The sequence below is a fragment of the Streptomyces sp. NPDC006384 genome (assembly GCF_042870695.1).
Taxonomy (GTDB): domain Bacteria; phylum Actinomycetota; class Actinomycetes; order Streptomycetales; family Streptomycetaceae; genus Streptomyces.
Map to the genome: position 1 here is coordinate 250,503 of NZ_JBIAHR010000008.1, position 16,077 is coordinate 266,579.

Sequence of the window (16,077 nt, forward strand, 5' to 3'; positions counted from 1 at the left end):
TGTCGCTCCCGTCAGGCCGCGCTCTTGCGCACGAACCGGCTGACGATCCAGTTGATCAGGGCGATGAGCAGCAGCAGGACGAGCATGGCCCAGGCCACGGCGGCCGCCGGACCCAGGTGGCCCAGCTTCCAGCCGTAGTTGTAGAGGTAGATGCTGAGCGTCTCGTACTGGTGCTCGCTGCCGCCGACGGAGCCGAGCGTGCCGCCCTCCAGCAGCAGCGGCTCACCGAACAGCTGCATGGCGCCGATCGTCGAGATGACGATGGTGAACAGGATCGTCGGCCGCAGCGAGGGGATGGTCACCTTGCGGAACTGCTGCCAGCGCGAGGCGCCGTCGATCGAGGCCGCCTCGTACAGGTCGGTCGGCACGGCCTGCATGGCCGCCAGGTAGATCAGGGCGTTGTAGCCGGTCCAGCGCCAGATCACGATGATCGAGATGGCGATCTTGGACGTCCAGTGGCCGCTGCCCCAGTCGATGCTGTCGACGCCGACGAGGCTCAGCACCCAGTTGAGCAGACCGCCGTCGGCCCGGAACACCAGGGCGAAGACGAGGGCGGCGGTGGCCACCGAGGTGGCGTACGGGGTGAGGATGACCGTCCGCCAGAAGGTGCTGGCGCGCAGCTTGTAGTTGAGCAGGTGGGCCAGGCCCAGGGCGACCAGCAGCTGCGGGACGGTCGAGATGACGCCGATGACGAAGGTGTTGGAGACGGCCGTCCAGAACTCGGAGTCCTGGATGATCTTGGCGAAGTTGTCGAAGCCGACCCACTCGGACTGGTCGAGGCTCGTCATCTCCACCCGGTGCAGGGCGATCCAGCCGGTGTAGAGGAGCGGGTAGAGCCCGAAGGCGCCGAAGACGAGGAAGAAGGGGGCGATGTACGCGTACGGCGACACCTTGTCGTCGAGGCGCCACAGTCGCGCACGCCACGCGCTGCGCCCTGCGGACGCGGCGTGGGATCCGCCGGTGGGCGGAGTCTTGGCGCCCCGTGTGGGGGTTGTCGTTGCCACGGAGGGAGTCCTTCCCTGGGAGGTCGGGCCTGGGACGGTCGGGCCTGGGATGTCTGGCCGGATGGGAGCGGGAGGCGGGCCGGCGTCCGTCCCGCCGGGGCCCCGCCCGTACGTTCCGGCGTGCTGCCGGGCGAGGTGCGACGGTGCGCGGTGCGCGGTACGCGAGGCGGCCGGTGGTGTGCGGCGCGTACGGCACGGGTTCCGACACGCGGTGACGTGGCCGGCGTCGGGGGCGGGCACCGGTCCCTGGCGCCGGAGCCGGAGCGGACCGTGCCGGAGTGGACGGTGCCGGAGTCGGTCGAGGTGGTCGGGGCTCGGGTCGTGGGCCGGGACGGGGATGCGCCTGTCCTGTTCACGGCCCCGCTCGGGCGGGCCGGCCGCGGCCGGCGGCCCGTGCCGCTCGGTGCGCGGGCCGGTCACGGGGAGGACGGTGCGTCCGTCCGCGGACGGGGCGGGCGGGCCGGGCCGTCCCGGCGAGGGCGTCGCGGACCTGACGCCACGCAGCAGACCCGCCGAGGACGGCCGGGTCTGCTGCGGGCGCCCCCGCGCCTGCGGGCGGGGGCCGCCGTTCCTCACGGCCCCCGGTGCGCACGGTGCGGGCGGTGCGGGGCGGCTGGTGGGACCGCCCGCACCGTGCGCGGGTCAGCCGATGGCCTTGTCGATGGCCTCGGTCGCCGCGTCCCAGGCCTTGTCGGGCTTGGTCCCGCGCTGCTCCATGTTGTTGATCTCACGGGAGATCGTGTCCTTGATCGCACCGTCCTTCGGGCCGAGCACGGCCACCGGGATGGACTTGGCCTCCTCGGCGTAGATCTGGCCGACGGGGGCGTTGTTGAAGTACGGGAGCTTGCCGTCCTTCACCTCGGGCAGGTCGTAGGCGCCCTTGTTGGACGGGAAGAGACCGGCGGCCTTGAACACGGCGGCCTGCTGCTCGGGCGCGGTCAGCCACTTGACCAGCTCGGTGGCCTCCTTGACGTGCTTGCCGCTCTTGGGCACGGTCAGGAAGGAACCGCCCCAGTTGGCCGCGGTCGCGCCGGGCGCACGCGAGATGTCCCACTTGCCCGCGAAGTCGTTGCCGGAGAAGTTCTGGATCTGCAGCGCCATCCAGGCGGGGCACACGACGGTGGCCACGGAGCCCTTGCGCAGCGCCGACTTCCAGGGGTCCTGGAACTGCGCCAGGCCCTGGGTCAGCTTCTTGTCCGCGGCCTGGGCGGCGAGGTTCCAGCCCTCCTGCACGGACGGGCTCTCCTTGTAGATCGCCTTGCCGTCGGCGTCGTAGTACTGGGACTCGGAGGAGCTGACGACAGCGTTGAACATGGCGCTGGCGGAGTCCATGAAGTAGGTGCCCTTGGGCGCCTTCGCCTGGTACTGCTCGCCGAGCTTGATGTAGTCCTCCCAGCCGCCGGAGACCGCCTTGGCGACCTCCTCGCGGTCGGTCGGCAGGCCCGCCTTCTCGAAGAGGTCCCTGCGGTAGCAGAGGGAGATCGGACCGATGTCGGTGCCGGCGCCGATGACCTTGCCGTCCTTGGTGGTGGCCTGCTTGGCCTTCCAGTCGACCCACTGGCCGGTGTCGATGGAGCCCTTGAGGTCGGTGAACTTGTCCGCCCGGGTGTCCACGATCTCCTTGATGCGGGCGACCTCGATGCCGACGACGTCTCCCAGGCCGCTGCCCGAGTTCAGCTGCTGAAGGAGCTTCGGGTAGTAGTCCTGCTCGTTGGCGGTGGTCTCCTCCTTCACCTCGATGTTCGGGTGAAGCTGCTGGTACTTCTCGAACAGGCCGGCTTCCTTGTAGCCGAACTGTCCGTAGTCGCTCACCGTGAGGGTGATCTTCCCATTGGAGTCCGAGGCGTCCGAGTCGCTGTCACTGTCGCTGCTGCAGGCGGTCAGCAGCAGGGCCGAGGCCGTCAGGACCGACGTGGTCAGGGCCGCTGCTCTGCGGCCACGGCCGCCGCCGGTTCGGGTGATGCGCATTCCACTACTCCTTGTTCCAGTGGGAACGGGGACCTCAGGAATCAGACCGCCGGGTTCGACGGTCCCGACCTGCCCTCTCGGTTCGAGCAGCGGCCAGCCCGGAGCAACGCGTGCGCGGTGCGAAGATGCTGGTCAACGATGTGCCATGCGAGGCGGAGGGAAGGGCCGATGGTGCTTCGGTCCACGCGGAAGCCGGTCCCGGAATTCCGTGGGACCGCTCCCACGCGGCTTGCCCCGAAGACTGGTTGCTGGCGGGGTCAGGTGTCAAGACTTGAAAACGCCCTTGTTGCCCAAGCGTTTTCCGCGCGTCACGGGAACGTGTCGCCCCGCTCCCCGCCGAACTCCGGCTCCTAGCCGCCACGTTCCCGAATTCCCGCAGGTCACAGGCGAGTTGCCGTTCGCCCCGGTCTCCGGCGGGGTCCGCGCGGAGGGGGTTCGCGCCCTCTGGGCCAGAATGAAGCCGGACCCCCACAGCACGCCGGAAGGTGAACGATGAGCCCAGCCGAACCGCCGCCCGCCGCCGTGGACGTCCGGCGTCCGACCCTGAACGCGGTGGCGGCCCGCGCGGGTGTCGGCCGCGGCACGGTCTCCCGGGTCATCAACGGTTCGCCCAAGGTCAGCGACCGCTCCCGCGCCGCCGTGGAGCGCGCGATCGCCGAACTCGGCTACGTCCCCAACCCGGCCGCCCGCTCCCTGGTCACCCGGCGCACCGACTCGGTGGCGCTGGTGGTGCCCGACGCGCAGACCCGGCTGTTCTCCGAGCCGTACTTCTCAGGGATCATCCGGGGCGTCTCCGCCGGTCTCGCGGACGCCGGGATGCGGATGCTGCTGGTCATGGTGCGCGACGACGAGGAGTACGCGCGGCTCGCCCCGTACCTGTCCGGGCAGCACGTGGACGGGGTGCTGATGGTCGCGGTCCACAGCGACGACACGCTGCCCGACCAGCTGGAGGCGCTCGCGATCCCGACCGTGCTGGCCGGGCGGCGCGGTGACGGGGAGCCGCTGGGGCACGTGCGCGCGGACAACCGAGGCGGTGCCGGGGCCGCCGTCCGGCATCTGCTGGCGGGGGGCCGCCGGACCGTCGCCACCATCACCGGGCCGCTCGACATGGAGGCGGCCCGCGAACGCCTGGACGGGTACCGGGAGGCACTGCGGAACGCCGGTATCCCCGTCACCGAGGAGCTGATCGCCGACGGCGACTTCACCGAGGAGGGCGGCCGGGCGGCCATGCGGGAGCTGCTGCGGCGGTGCCCCGGTCTGGACGCGGTGTTCGCCGCCTCGGACGTGATGGCGTCCGGCGCCGTGCTGGAGCTGCGCGCCGCGGGCCGGCGGGTGCCCGGCGACGTGGCCGTCGTCGGCTTCGACGACTCCATCGTGGCCCGGCACGTCGACCCGCCGCTGACCAGCGTCCGGCAGCCGCTGGAGGAGATGGGCCGCGCCATGGCGCGGATGCTGCTGGACGAGATCGCCGACCGGGGCTCCGGCCACCGCGAAGTGGTCCTGCCGACACGGCTGGTGGTGCGGGAGTCGGCCTGAGCCCGGGGGCGGCCTGGCGGGACGTGCGCCTGGGCGGGACGTGCGCCCGGGTGCGGAGCGCGCAGCCTGGACGAGGGGTGCGCCTCGGGCGCGGGAGTGCGGCGGATCCGGTCGTATCGGCGATCGGGACAGACCTTTTGCGATGGGAGCGCTCCCATGCATAATGAGGCCCCCGACACCGTGGGAGCGATTCCATGCCTGAACCGACGCCCGTCTCCTTCCCTCCTGCCTTCCTGTGGGGCGCCGCGACCTCGGCGTACCAGATCGAGGGCGCGGTGCGGGAGGACGGCCGCACCCCTTCGATCTGGGACACCTTCAGCCATACGCCGGGCAGGACGGCCGGCGGCGACACCGGTGACGTGGCGGTCGACCACTACCACCGCTACCGCGACGACGTGGCGCTGATGAAGGACCTGGGTCTGGGCGCCTACCGTTTCTCCGTCTCCTGGCCCCGGGTGCAGCCCACCGGCCGCGGCCCCGCCGTCCAGCGCGGCCTGGACTTCTACCGGCGTCTGGTGGACGAGCTGCTGGCCGCCGGGATCAAGCCGGCCGTCACCCTCTACCACTGGGACCTGCCGCAGGAGCTGGAGGACGCGGGCGGCTGGCCGGCGCGGGAGACGGCGTACCGGTTCGCCGAGTACGCGCAGATCGTCGGCGAGGCGCTCGGCGACCGCGTGGAGCAGTGGATCACGCTCAACGAGCCGTGGTGCGCGGCCTTCCTGGGGTACGCGTCCGGGGTGCACGCGCCCGGCCGGACCGACCCGGCGGCCGCGCTGCGTGCGGCGCACCACCTGAATCTGGCGCACGGTCTGGGCACCGTGGCCCTGCGTTCGGTGACACCGGCCCGCAGCTCGGTGGCGATCAGCCTGAACACGTCCGTCGTGCGGCCGCTGACGCAGAGCCCGGCGGACCTGGCGGCGGCGCGGAAGATCGACGACCTGTCCGGCGGCATCTTCCACGGCCCGGTCCTGCACGGCGCCTACCCGAAGACCCTCCTCGAGGCGACGGCGCCGGTGACCGACTGGTCGCACGTGCGGGACGGCGACCTCGGTCTGATCCGCCAGCCGCTGGACGCGCTCTGCCTCAACTACTACACGCCCACCGTGGTGTCGGCGGCCGACCCGGACGCGCGCGGTCCGCGTGCCGACGGTCACGGCGAGAGCGACCACTCCCCGTGGCCGGCCTCGGACGACGTGGCCTTCCACCAGCCGCCGGGCGAGCGCACGGCGATGGGCTGGAGCGTCGACCCGACCGGTCTGCACGAGCTGATCATGCGTTACCACCGGGAGGCCCCCGGCCTGCCGCTGTACATCAGCGAGAACGGCGCCGCCTACGACGACAAGCCCGGCGCGGACGGCACGGTCCACGACCCCGAGCGGGTCGCCTACCTGGACGGCCACCTCAGGGCGGTCCACCGGGCCATCGCCGACGGCGCGGACGTGCGCGGCTACTACCTGTGGTCCCTGCTGGACAACTTCGAGTGGGCCTACGGCTACGAGAAGCGGTTCGGCGCGGTCTACGTCGACTACGACTCCCAGGAGCGCACGCCCAAGTCGAGCGCCCTGTGGTACGCGCGGGCGGCGCGCTCGGGCACGCTGGCGCCGGTGGAGTCGGTGGGGCCGGTGGAGTCGGTGGCACCGGTGGCGCCTGCCCAGTAGTCCCGTCCGACGGGGGGCCGGGCCGGCCCGGGGCGTGGCGTCGGGGGGCGTCACGCCCCGGGCCCGTGGGGCGCGGGCCCGGGTGCGCTCAGGTGCGGGACCCGGACCGGGGCCGGGGGAAGGCGAGAGGCGTGCGGGACCGGCGACGCCGTACGGCTCCCCGGTGTCCGTGCCGCGGCGGCGCCGTGCGCCCGTCGAGCTGGAACCAGATCCGCACCTCGGTCCCGCCGAGCACGGACGGGCCGATCCGTACGTCCCCGCCCGTGGACTCGGCGAGCCGGCGCACGATGTCCAGGCCGAGCCCGGTCGACCCGTCGGTGCCCGAGCCCCGGCCGCGGGCCATCGCCGCCTCGGGGTCGGGTATGCCGGGGCCCGCGTCCGACACGAGCACGATCACCGCGTCCTCGCCGTGGTGCAGGTCGACCGCGAAGGCGGTGCCCTCGGCGGTGTGCCGGAAGACGTTGCCGAGCAGGGCGTCGAGGGCGGCGGCCAGCTCGGCGCGGGCCACGGGCACGCGCACCGGCCGGTCGGCGCCGGCCACCCGCCATCTGCGTCCCTCGTCCTCGGCGAGCGCGGACCAGAAAACCATCCGTTCGCGCACCACCTCGGCCGCGTCGCACCCCGCGCCGGGGCCGGCCGCCGCGGTCTGCGGCTTGGCGTCCCGGGCGGTGCGGATGATGGTGTCGACCTCGCGCTCCAGCTGCTCGACCGCGGCCCTGGTCTGCTCGGCGGCCGGACCGTCGCCGAGGGAGGCCGCGTTGAGGCGCAGCACGGTCAGCGGAGTGCGCAGACGGTGGGACAGGTCGGCGGCCAGCTCCCTCTCGTTGGCGAGGAGCCGGACGACCTGGTCGGCCATGGAGTTGAACGCGACCGCCGCGAGCCGCAGTTCGGTCGGCCCTTCCTCGGGGACGCGGGCGCCCAGCTTGCCCTCCCCCAGCTCGCGCGCCCCCTCCACCAGTCTCCGCGCGGGCCGCACCATGCGCACGCCCAGCCGGTCGGCGACCGCGACCGAGCCGACGACCAGCGCGGCACCGACGGCGGCGAGCACCGCCCAGGCCGTGCCGACGCCGTGGGTGACCTCGGACGCGGGGACGTACACCTCGACGACGGCGATCTCGCCGGAGCTGAGCGCGACCGGCTGGAGCAGCACGGAGCCGCCGGGCACCTCGGTGGTGGAGGCGCGTCCCATCTCGCGCACGGCGTCGATGTCCTCGTCGGTGGCGCGCTGCCGGCCGATGTCGGCGCCGCCGCCCCTGCCGTCGGCCGGCGGCAGGTGCACGGACATCCCGGCGTCCGAGCCGGCGGAGGCGACGACGCGTTCCAGCTGGTCCCGGTCGGTGGTGATGGACAGCGCGGGCGCCACGGCGGCGGCCTCCCGCTCGGCGCCCGCGAAGGCGCGGTCGCGGGCCATCTCGCGGACGACGAGTGCGAGGGGGACGGCGAAGGCGACCACGACCATGACGGTGACCGCCAGCGACACCTTGACCAGGGCCCATCTCATCGTGGTGGCTCCGCCCCGGCGGACTTCGCGGCCGGCGGCTCGAGTTTCACGCCGACACCGCGCAGGGTGTGCAGGTAACGGGGCCGCGCGGCGGTCTCCCCCAGTTTCCGGCGCAGCCAGGACAGGTGGACGTCGATGGTCTGGTCGTCGCCGTAGGACTGCTGCCAGACCTCGGCGAGCAGCTCCTTGCGGGAGACGACCACTCCGGGGCGGCCGGCGAGGAAGGCGAGCAGGTCGAACTCACGCCGCGTCAGGTCGAGCCGTACGCCGTCCAGTTCGGCCTGGCGGCGCAGGGGGTCGACGGTCAGGCCGCCGACACTGAGGACCGCGGACGGCGGTGTCTCCCCGGTGCCGGCGCGGGCGCGGCGCAGTACGGCGGCCATGCGGGCCGACAGGTGCTCGACCGAGAAGGGCTTGGTGAGGTAGTCGTCCGCGCCCGCGTTCAACAGCCGGACGATCTCCGCCTCGTCGTCCCGGGCGGTGGCGACGATGACGGGGACGTCGGTGATGCCGCGCAGCATCTTCAGCGCCTCGGAACCGTCCAGGTCGGGCAGTCCGAGGTCGAGGACGACCACGTCGAAGCGGAGATGGGCGACCTCGCGCAGCGCCTCCAGCGCCGTGCCGACGCTGCGCACGAGGTGCGAGGCGTCGGTCAGGTGCCGGATGAGCGCAGAGCGTACGAACTGGTCGTCCTCGACCACGAGCACATGTGCCATGGGCGGCACCGTACGTCATGCGGGCGCACCCGGTGCGGGCCTGTGGACAACTCCGGGCGGGGCTCCGGCGGCGGTTGTGGACGACTCCGGGACCGCCCCGCCCGGACGACACGCGTGGGGCGCGTGGGGCAGTATGGCCGCGATGCGCAGAGGACTCGTACACGTACTGGCCTGGCTGCTGGCCACCGGCGCGGCGGCCACGCTGTCGTGGTGGGGCGTGCACACGGTGATGACGGGCACGGTCTACGACCCTCCCCGCGCCCTGCCCATCACGGCGGCCGACGTGGCCGGTGCGGCCGGGCGGGATGCGCGGGACTCCGAACCGTCGGCGTCCTCCACCAAGCGCCCTTCTCCGGGCGCGAGACCGTCGGCGAGTCCGTCGGGCGGTCCGGTGGGAGGCCTCTCGGCGAGTCCGCGGGAAGACCGGTCCGGTGGCCCGTCGGCGGTGCCGGACCGGGCGTCCCGCGAGCCGGGTCCGGCGCCCTCGCGGACCGCGCCGGCCACCTCCCCCGCCCGCTCGGACGCCTCCCCCGCCGCCTCCGGACAGGTGCGGGGCTACGACACCGAAGGCGGCCGGGCCGTGTTCGACCTCGGCGCGTCCTCCGCGTCGCTGGTGTCGGCGACCCCGCGCGCGGGCTGGTCGATGCAGGTGTGGAAGACGCGGACGTGGATCCGGGTGGAGTTCACCTCGGGCGCGGACCGGGTGTCGGTGTTCTGCACCTGGCACGACTCCCCGCCCCGGGTGGAGGTCGGCAGGTACTGAGCCGCCCGCCGGGTCACCGGAGGAACCGGGTCACCGAAGGAGCCGGGTCACCGGAAGACCGAGGCCGGCGGTGCCGGTGAGGCGACCGCCGCCGTGTCCGTGACGGGCAGGGCACCGCCGGTGAAGTCGGTCAGCGCCCTGCCGTGCTCCACGCGCGCGGGATGCGGGTCGGAGGCGGCGCGCCGGGTGAGTTCGGCGACCGGCAGCGGGTGGTCGGAGGCGACGAGGACCGCGTTGCCGAAGCGTCTGCCGCGCAGCACGGCGGGGTCGGCGATCAGGGCGAGTCCGGCGAAGCGCGCGGCGGCGGTGGCGACCTGGCCGCGCAGGTGGGCGAGGGGCGGCCCGTCGGCGAGGTTGGCCACGTACGTCCCGCCGGGCGCGAGCGCGCGCCGCACCTCGTCGAGGAACTCGGTGGACGTCAGGTGGGCCGGGGTGCGGGCCCCGTCGAACACGTCCGCGACGACCAGGTGCGCCCATCCGTCGGGCACCTTGGCGAGTCCGGCGCGGGCGTCGGCGGAGCGCACCCGGACGCGGGCGCCGGGGTCCAGGGGGAGTTCCCGCCGGACCAGTCGGACGAGGGCGGCGTCCCGCTCGACGACCTGCTGGGTGGAGCGGGGCCGGGTCGCGGCGACGTAGCGGGCGAGGGTGAGGGCGCCGCCGCCGAGGTGCACGACGTGCAGGGGTGTGCCCCGCGGGGCGGCCAGGTCGATGACGTGCCCGATGCGGCGCTGGTACTCGAAGGAGAGGTACGCCGGGTCGTCCAGGTCGACGTGCGACTGCGGGGCGCCGTCGATCAGCAGGGTCCAGGCCCTCGCCCGGTCCCGGTCGGGTATCAGCTCGGCACGGCCGCCGTCGACGTCCTCGACGACGGCTTCCACGGCCGCGCGCCCGCGGCGGGTGTTCCTGGACTTTCCCATCGGACCATTATCGGACTCCGTCACCGCGCGGCGGCGCGCCCGCCCGCGTGCGGGGCAGTGCCGGGGCCGTACGGATCCGCACGGGTCCGGGAGACGTGCGGCGGCCGGTGTCCGTCCGCGCGTACGGAAGATGTCCCGCGGTGTCCACGGGCCGGGCCGGACGGCCGGCGTCAGGTGGCGGGTGTCCGGCCGCGGGTACGGACGGACACCGGTCCGGGCCGTGTCCGGCGGCTCAGCGGCAGCTGTCCGCGGCCTCGATGAGCCGGGCCGCCTCGCCCAGCGCGGCCCGCAGGACGGCGGGGTCGGTCGCGAGGTCCGCGCCGCCGGGCGGCAGCAGCCAGTCCGAGCCCTCCACCGGAGGCTCGGGGGCCAGGTCGAGCCTCAGCCCCCGGCCGTCCGTCCCGGTGCAGGTGCTGCCCGGCACGTCCCAGGCGGCGGCCGTCCCCGGGGGCACCAGGAAGCCGAGCGTGCCGCAGCCGTCGTCGTGCAGTACGGGGCCGACCGCCTCACCCGCTCCCCGCCGGAGGATGTCGACGGCTTCCAGCCCGTACCGGGCCGGCACGGTGACGACGTCACAACCGCCGTCTCCGTCGCCGCAGATGCCTGAAACGTCGCTGATCCGGCTGGTCTTCATCCCGGCCTCCACCACGAACTCCTCCTTGGACGAGCGGATCGGGAGTCGGGGGCCTCCCGGTCCACGGGGTTCAACGCGGCAGACCGTCAACGGCTACGGCACAAGTCCGCCGCAAAGGATGGCACTTCATGGCAGATCCCGGTTGAGATATCCGGTTCATCCCCAAACAGCGCGTGGCGGCTCCGTCACAGACGGTACGTTCTTGCTCGCCGGAAACAGGGCGGCGGCCGGGCAGCCTCCCGGGTCCTCCCTCCTCTTCCGGCATGGTTCGACGGTTCGCACGAGAGGACCCGGCCATGGCGACGTCAACGGCGACCTCAGCCCGGCCCGACCGGCCACCGCGGCCGAACCTGGCCTTCCGGCGCCTGCGCGGACAGCGCTCGCCGGCCGAGTTCGCGGCGGCGGTCCGCCGGGCCGCGCGCGAGATCGGCGAGCGGGTCAGCTGCGACGCGCGCTACATCGGCCGCGTGGAGGCGGGCGAGATCCGCTGCCCCAACTACGCCTACGAGCGGGTGTTCCTGCACATGTTCCCCGGACGCACGCTCACCGATCTGGGCTTCGCGCCTCGTTCGTCCGTCCGCGGACGCCGGGCGCGCACGGACGAGGACGCGCCCCCGGCGCACCCCGCCGGGCCGCCGGGCGCCCCGAGCGGGACGGGCGGAACGGACGGAACGGACGGGACGGGCGAGCCGTACGACCCGCACCACACGCACGACGACAACGAGGAGAGCGACGTGCTGCGTCGCGCATTCATGACGAGCGGTGCCGCCGTGGCCGCCGTCTCCCTGGGCCCCCTGGCCCTCGTCACCGACGCCGCGGCGGTGCCGCGCGCCGTGCGCCGGGCCGGGACGAGTCACGCGGGGGCCCTCGAAGAGGCCGTCCGCCGGATCCGGGTGCTCGACGACCGGCACGGCGCGGACGGTCTCTACCGGGTCGCGGCGGCCCCGCTGCGCACGGCGTACGCGCTGCTGGACGCCGGCGCGACCCGGCAGGCGACGGCGGACCGGCTCTACGCGGGCGCCGGCGAGCTGGCCATCTCGGTGGGCTGGCTCGCCCACGACTCGGGCCGCTTCGACGACGCGCGCTCCCACTACGCGGAGGCCCTCGCCACCGCCCGGATGACCGACGACCCGGGGCTGGAGGCGCACGCCTTCTGCAACATGGCGTTCCTGGCACGGGACGCCGGCCGGCCGCGCGAGGCGGTGCGGGCGGCGCAGGCCGCGCAGCGCGCCGCCCGGCCGCTGGGGTCGTCCCGGCTGATGTCGCTGCTGGCGCTGCGCGAGGCGGGCGGCTGGGCGGGGCTCGCGGACCGCGTCGGCTGCGAGCAGGCGCTGGCCCGGGCGCAGGCGCTGTTCGACCGGGGCGCCTCGGACGCCGACCCCGAGTGGATGAGCTTCTACGGGGCGGCCGAGCTGGAGGGGCTGGAGGCGCAGTGCTGGTCCGCGCTGGGCGACTGGCCCCGGGCCGCCCGGCACGCGCGCCGGGCGGCGGAGCTGCAGGACCCGCACTTCACGCGGAACCTCGCGCTGTACTCGGCGGAACTGGCCGACGACCTGGCCCGCGGCGGTCGGCCCGACGAGGCGGCCGGGGCGGGGATGCGGGTGCTGGACCTGCTGGGCGAGGTCCAGTCGTCGCGGATCCGCACGATGCTGGCGGGAACGGCGCGGGTGCTGCAGCCGCACCGGCGGGCTTCGGGGGTGTCGGCGTTCCTGGAACGCCACGCGTCGCTGCCGCGGCCGGCCTGACCGGCCCGGTGGGCACCGGCCGGCCTGACCGGCCCGGTGGGCACCGGCCGGCCGGGCCGGTCAGGCCGGCTGCCCGGGAGGGGCGCGTCCGGGCCACCGGTGCTCTCCGGCGGCCCGGGTGGGCCGGCCGTTCTCAGGCCCCGTCGGCGAGCCGGTGGCGGAGGTGGTCGTAGGCCCAGGCGGCGAGCGTGGTCGGAGTGGTGGTCCGGACCGTGCGGCGCTGCTCGGGCACGAAGTTCTCGCGCAGGCCGGTCGACATGCCCAGCATCGCCTCGACCCACTTGTCGGGCATCCCGGCCCGGCGGAGCTGCGTGCGCAGGGTGTCGTCGGGGATCCGTTCGACGTGGATCTTCCGGCCCGTGGCGGCGGTGAGGATGTCGGCGACCTGGCTCCAGGTGAGGTCGGCGGGCCCGTGGACCGCCTGCACACAGCGCCCGGACCAGCCGGGGGCGAGGAGCCGGCCGACGGCGACCTCGGCGATGTCGCGGGGTGCCACCCAGGGCATGGAGTGGTCGAGCGGGTAGGTCACCTGGAGGGTGCCGGCCCGCAGGGCGTCGAGCTGGTACTCGAGATTGGTGAAGAAGTAGCCGCAGCGCAGGTGGGTGACGTCGACGCCGAGGCCGTCCAGAGCGGTCTCGGTGTGTGCCAGGCCGTCGATCTCGCCGACGCCGTGGCGCTTCTCGGCGCCGACGCTGCTCTGGAAGACGACGCGGCCGATCCCGTTGCCGGTGACGGCGCGCACCACGGCGGCGGTGGCACGGGCGTGGCCGGCGAGGGGGTCCTCGCCGGCGGCGGGCGGGTTCACCCAGAAGAGCGCGTCGACGCCTGCGGTGGCGGCCGCCACGGCTTCGGCGTCGTGCAGGTCCACCGGTACGGCGTCCACCTCGTCCCGCACGGGGGAGGCCAGGCGGGCGGGATCACGCAGCAGTACGCGCGGGCGGATCCCGGCCCGGACCAGCATGGCGACGACATGACGACCGACGTTCCCGGTCGGGGTGGTGACAGCGATCCGCACGATCTCTTCCTCTCACTCGACGACTCGGCCGCGGACCGGTGCCGCGGACCGGAACCACGGACCGGACCGCGGGCCGGACCACGGACTGCCCCGCAGGCTAGGGACAGAGACGGCCGGAATCTGTCCTCCTCTCCCGGGACTCCTGGAAAACTGCCGGCATGGACCTCGACCCGGTGACCAGGACCCTGAACCTGCTGGCCCTCCTGCAGTCGGGAGGCGAGCGGACCCCCGCCGAACTGGCCGAACGGCTCGGTACGAGCGTCCGCACCGTGCGCCGCGACGTCCAGCGGCTGCGCCGGCTCGGCTACACCGTCGAGGCGCGTCCGGGGCCCGGCAGCGCCTACCGGCTGCGCCCCGGGGTCAGGATCCCGCCCCTGCTGTTCACCGCCGACGAGATCACCGCGCTGGTGGCCGGGCTGCGTCTGATCCACGCCTGGCTCCCCGGGGAGACGGTCACGGCGAGCGCCCTGCTCAAGCTCGACCAGGTCCTCCCCCGCTCCCTGCGCAGCCGGGCGGCCGCCACCGACCTGGCGACCGAGGTGCTGCAGCAGCCCGACGCCGCGATCTCGGCGGCGACGGTCGGGGTGATCGCCGACGCGGTGGCCCAGGAGGGCAGGCTGCGGTTCCGGTACACCGACCAGCACCGCCGGCCGTCCACCCGCCTGGTCGAGCCGTACCGTCACTTCCTGCGCGCCGGCCACTGGTACCTCGTGGCGTTCGACGTCGACCGGGAGGACTGGCGCACGTTCCGCCTCGACCGGATCACCGACGTCACCCGGGAGCCGGGCGGCCACCGGCCCCGCGAGTTCCCGAGCCCGTCCCTCGAACACTGGCTGTCCCACGACTTCGGCCGCGCCGGCGCGTCCCCTGCCGCCGGACCGGCCGGGTGACCTCCGCACGGCCGGTCACGGCGATGCGCCGTGACCGTTGCCACCCGTGCCGTGCGGCTCCCTGTGTCAGAGGGCCGACGTGGCCGGTTGCGGGGCCGGGGTCCCCGGCTCCTGCTCCGTCCCCGGTTCCGGCTCCGGCCGGGTCTCGGTGGGCGCGCTCGTGCCGATCGGCGGGACGTGGCGCAGCAGTACCGTCACCAGGGCCGCCGTCGCCAGGGCCAGGGCCGCGCTGGCGGTGGCCGCCGTCTGGAGTCCCGCGGTGAAGGCGTCCTTCGCCGTGGCCAGCAGGGCGGCGCCGTCCGGCAGGCGTTCCGCGGCGGCGATCGCGGCGCCCACGGTGTCCTTGGCCTCGGCGGGCGCGTCGTCCGGCATCTCCGCGCGGTAGACGGCGGCGGCCAGCGTGCCCGTGAGGGCGATGCCGAGGGCGAGGCCGAGGTCGTAGGCGGTCTGGCCGGTCGCGGCGGCGGCGCCCGCCTTCTGCTCCGGTGCCGAGCCGACGGCCAGGGCGGTGCCGAGGACGCTGATCGGGGCGACGCCGAACATGATCACGGTCAGGCCGAGCGAGGCGGTCGGGACGCCTTCCGACAGGGCGATGGCGCCGTAGCCGGTCAGGGACAGCAGCAGGCCGCCGACCAGGACGTACGCGGGACGGTACCGGCGGGCGAGGACCGGGGTGAGCTGGGAGCCGGCGATCAGTCCCGCGGCTCCGGGCAGCAGCCACAGTCCGGCCTCCAGCGGGGACTGTCCGGCCACGGCCTGCAGGTACTGGGGGACGAGGTACTCGACGCCGTTGAGGGCGGTCATGCCGAGCAGCAGGGTGAGCAGTGCCCCGGTGAAGGCGCGGTCACGGAAGAGCCGCAGGTCCAGCAGCGGTGTGGCGAGCCGGTTCTGGCGGCGTACGAAGGCGATGGTGCCGGCCGTGGCGGCCGCGAGGGCCAGGGCGGGCTCCCAGGCGGGGGCGCCCGAGGCCAGGCTCTTGATCGCGTACACCGCCGGCAGGACGGAGAGCAGGAACAGCGCGACGCTCGCCAGGTCCAGCCGTCCCGGCTCCGGGTCGCGGTACTCGGGCAGCAGCACCGGGACCGTGGCCAGCGCGAGCAGCATGACGGGCACGCCCATCAGGAAGACCGAGCCCCACCACCAGCTCGCCAGCATCACTCCGCCGACGACCGGTCCGACGGCCAGGCCGGCCGAGAGCGCGGTCACCCACATCGCGATGGCCGTCGCGCGCTGCCGGGGGTCGGTGAACATGTGGCTGATCAGGGACAGCGTGGAGGGGAGGACGGCCGCGCCGGCGACGCCGAGCACCGCGCGGGCCGCGATCAGCACCTCGGGGCTGGGGGCGTACGCGGCGACCAGCGAGGCCAGGACGAAACCGGCGGAGCCGATCATCAGCAGCCTGCGGCGGCCGATGCGGTCACCGATCGTGCCCATGATGACCAGGGTGCCGGCGGTCAGGAAGCCGTAGATGTCGGTGATCCAGAGCACTTCGGCGCCGCTGGGCCGCAGGTCGGCGGTCAGGTGCGGGGTGGCCAGCCACAGGACGCCGAGGTCGGCGGTCATCAGGGCCACGGGGAGCAGCAGGACGGCGAGTCCGAGCCACTGCCGGACGCCTGCGCCGGCTGCCTTCCGGGGAGCGGGGGTTGCGAGTTCTGAGGTCATGGGAGGACTGTGCGGGCCGGTGTCTCGGAAGCGGCTCGGACGGTGTTGCGGTGGTGTTCGGGTGCGTC

Annotated in this window: 13 protein-coding genes; 5 read left to right on the forward strand and 8 right to left on the reverse strand. The window is 74.2% G+C overall.

Annotated features, from left to right (window positions below; translation table 11 throughout):
- Positions 1–11: 11 nt before the first annotated feature.
- A complete protein-coding gene (locus ACFYOJ_RS13485) occupies positions 12–1,004 on the reverse strand; it encodes a sugar ABC transporter permease (protein WP_356554966.1) in 993 nt (330 codons plus the stop codon).
- A 642-nt stretch (positions 1,005–1,646) separates the two neighbouring features.
- On the reverse strand, positions 1,647–2,972 hold the full coding sequence (locus tag ACFYOJ_RS13490; RefSeq protein ID WP_356554967.1) for an ABC transporter substrate-binding protein: 1,326 nt from the start codon (positions 2,970–2,972) through the stop codon (positions 1,647–1,649).
- Between the two features lie 492 nt (positions 2,973–3,464).
- Between ACFYOJ_RS13490 and ACFYOJ_RS13495 the strand changes: the two genes are divergently transcribed.
- Both ACFYOJ_RS13495 and ACFYOJ_RS13500 read left to right on the forward strand, forming a co-directional pair.
- The gene (locus ACFYOJ_RS13495) at positions 3,465–4,508 is read left to right on the forward strand and encodes a LacI family DNA-binding transcriptional regulator (RefSeq protein ID WP_356554969.1); all 1,044 of its coding nucleotides are present in this window, start codon (positions 3,465–3,467) and stop codon (positions 4,506–4,508) included.
- Positions 4,509–4,702: 194 nt separating this feature from the next.
- Positions 4,703–6,166, forward strand: coding sequence for a GH1 family beta-glucosidase (locus ACFYOJ_RS13500; protein ID WP_356554971.1), 1,464 nt, complete (start codon positions 4,703–4,705; stop codon positions 6,164–6,166).
- 88 nt (positions 6,167–6,254) lie between these two features.
- On the opposite strand, the gene ACFYOJ_RS13505 is transcribed toward ACFYOJ_RS13500, so the two are convergent.
- Positions 6,255–7,667 (reverse strand): HAMP domain-containing sensor histidine kinase, encoded by a 1,413-nt coding sequence (locus ACFYOJ_RS13505; protein WP_356554972.1) that lies wholly within the window; start codon positions 7,665–7,667, stop codon positions 6,255–6,257.
- On the reverse strand, positions 7,664–8,383 hold the full coding sequence (locus ACFYOJ_RS13510) for a response regulator transcription factor (protein WP_356554974.1): 720 nt from the start codon (positions 8,381–8,383) through the stop codon (positions 7,664–7,666). Before ACFYOJ_RS13510 ends, ACFYOJ_RS13505 begins: the two co-directional genes overlap by 4 nt.
- Positions 8,384–8,516: 133 nt before the next feature.
- Here ACFYOJ_RS13510 and ACFYOJ_RS13515 point away from each other — a divergent pair, with 133 nt between their 5' ends.
- Entirely contained in the window at positions 8,517–9,146 is a 630-nt protein-coding gene (locus ACFYOJ_RS13515) for a hypothetical protein (RefSeq protein WP_356554976.1), read from the forward strand.
- Positions 9,147–9,193: 47 nt separating this feature from the next.
- Here ACFYOJ_RS13515 and ACFYOJ_RS13520 read toward each other — a convergent pair whose 3' ends face one another.
- Together ACFYOJ_RS13520 and ACFYOJ_RS13525 are read right to left on the reverse strand one after the other, a co-directional pair.
- Complete coding sequence (locus ACFYOJ_RS13520; protein WP_356554977.1) at positions 9,194–10,063, reverse strand: fused MFS/spermidine synthase; 870 nt, start codon at positions 10,061–10,063, stop codon at positions 9,194–9,196.
- A 232-nt stretch (positions 10,064–10,295) separates the two neighbouring features.
- Positions 10,296–10,712: a hypothetical protein gene (locus tag ACFYOJ_RS13525; RefSeq protein ID WP_388596828.1), complete on the reverse strand. Its 417-nt coding sequence runs from the start codon at positions 10,710–10,712 to the stop codon at positions 10,296–10,298.
- A gap of 281 nt (positions 10,713–10,993) precedes the next feature.
- Here ACFYOJ_RS13525 and ACFYOJ_RS13530 point away from each other — a divergent pair, with 281 nt between their 5' ends.
- The gene (locus ACFYOJ_RS13530) at positions 10,994–12,442 is read left to right on the forward strand and encodes a hypothetical protein (protein ID WP_356554979.1); all 1,449 of its coding nucleotides are present in this window, start codon (positions 10,994–10,996) and stop codon (positions 12,440–12,442) included.
- 133 nt (positions 12,443–12,575) lie between these two features.
- Here ACFYOJ_RS13530 and ACFYOJ_RS13535 read toward each other — a convergent pair whose 3' ends face one another.
- On the reverse strand, positions 12,576–13,457 hold the full coding sequence (locus tag ACFYOJ_RS13535) for an NAD(P)H-binding protein (protein WP_356557611.1): 882 nt from the start codon (positions 13,455–13,457) through the stop codon (positions 12,576–12,578).
- A gap of 158 nt (positions 13,458–13,615) precedes the next feature.
- Between ACFYOJ_RS13535 and ACFYOJ_RS13540 the strand changes: the two genes are divergently transcribed.
- Positions 13,616–14,347, forward strand: coding sequence for a YafY family protein (locus tag ACFYOJ_RS13540; RefSeq protein WP_356557610.1), 732 nt, complete (start codon positions 13,616–13,618; stop codon positions 14,345–14,347).
- Between the two features lie 66 nt (positions 14,348–14,413).
- Here ACFYOJ_RS13540 and ACFYOJ_RS13545 read toward each other — a convergent pair whose 3' ends face one another.
- Entirely contained in the window at positions 14,414–16,009 is a 1,596-nt protein-coding gene (locus tag ACFYOJ_RS13545; RefSeq protein ID WP_356557609.1) for an MFS transporter, read from the reverse strand.
- Positions 16,010–16,077 lie beyond the last annotated feature (68 nt).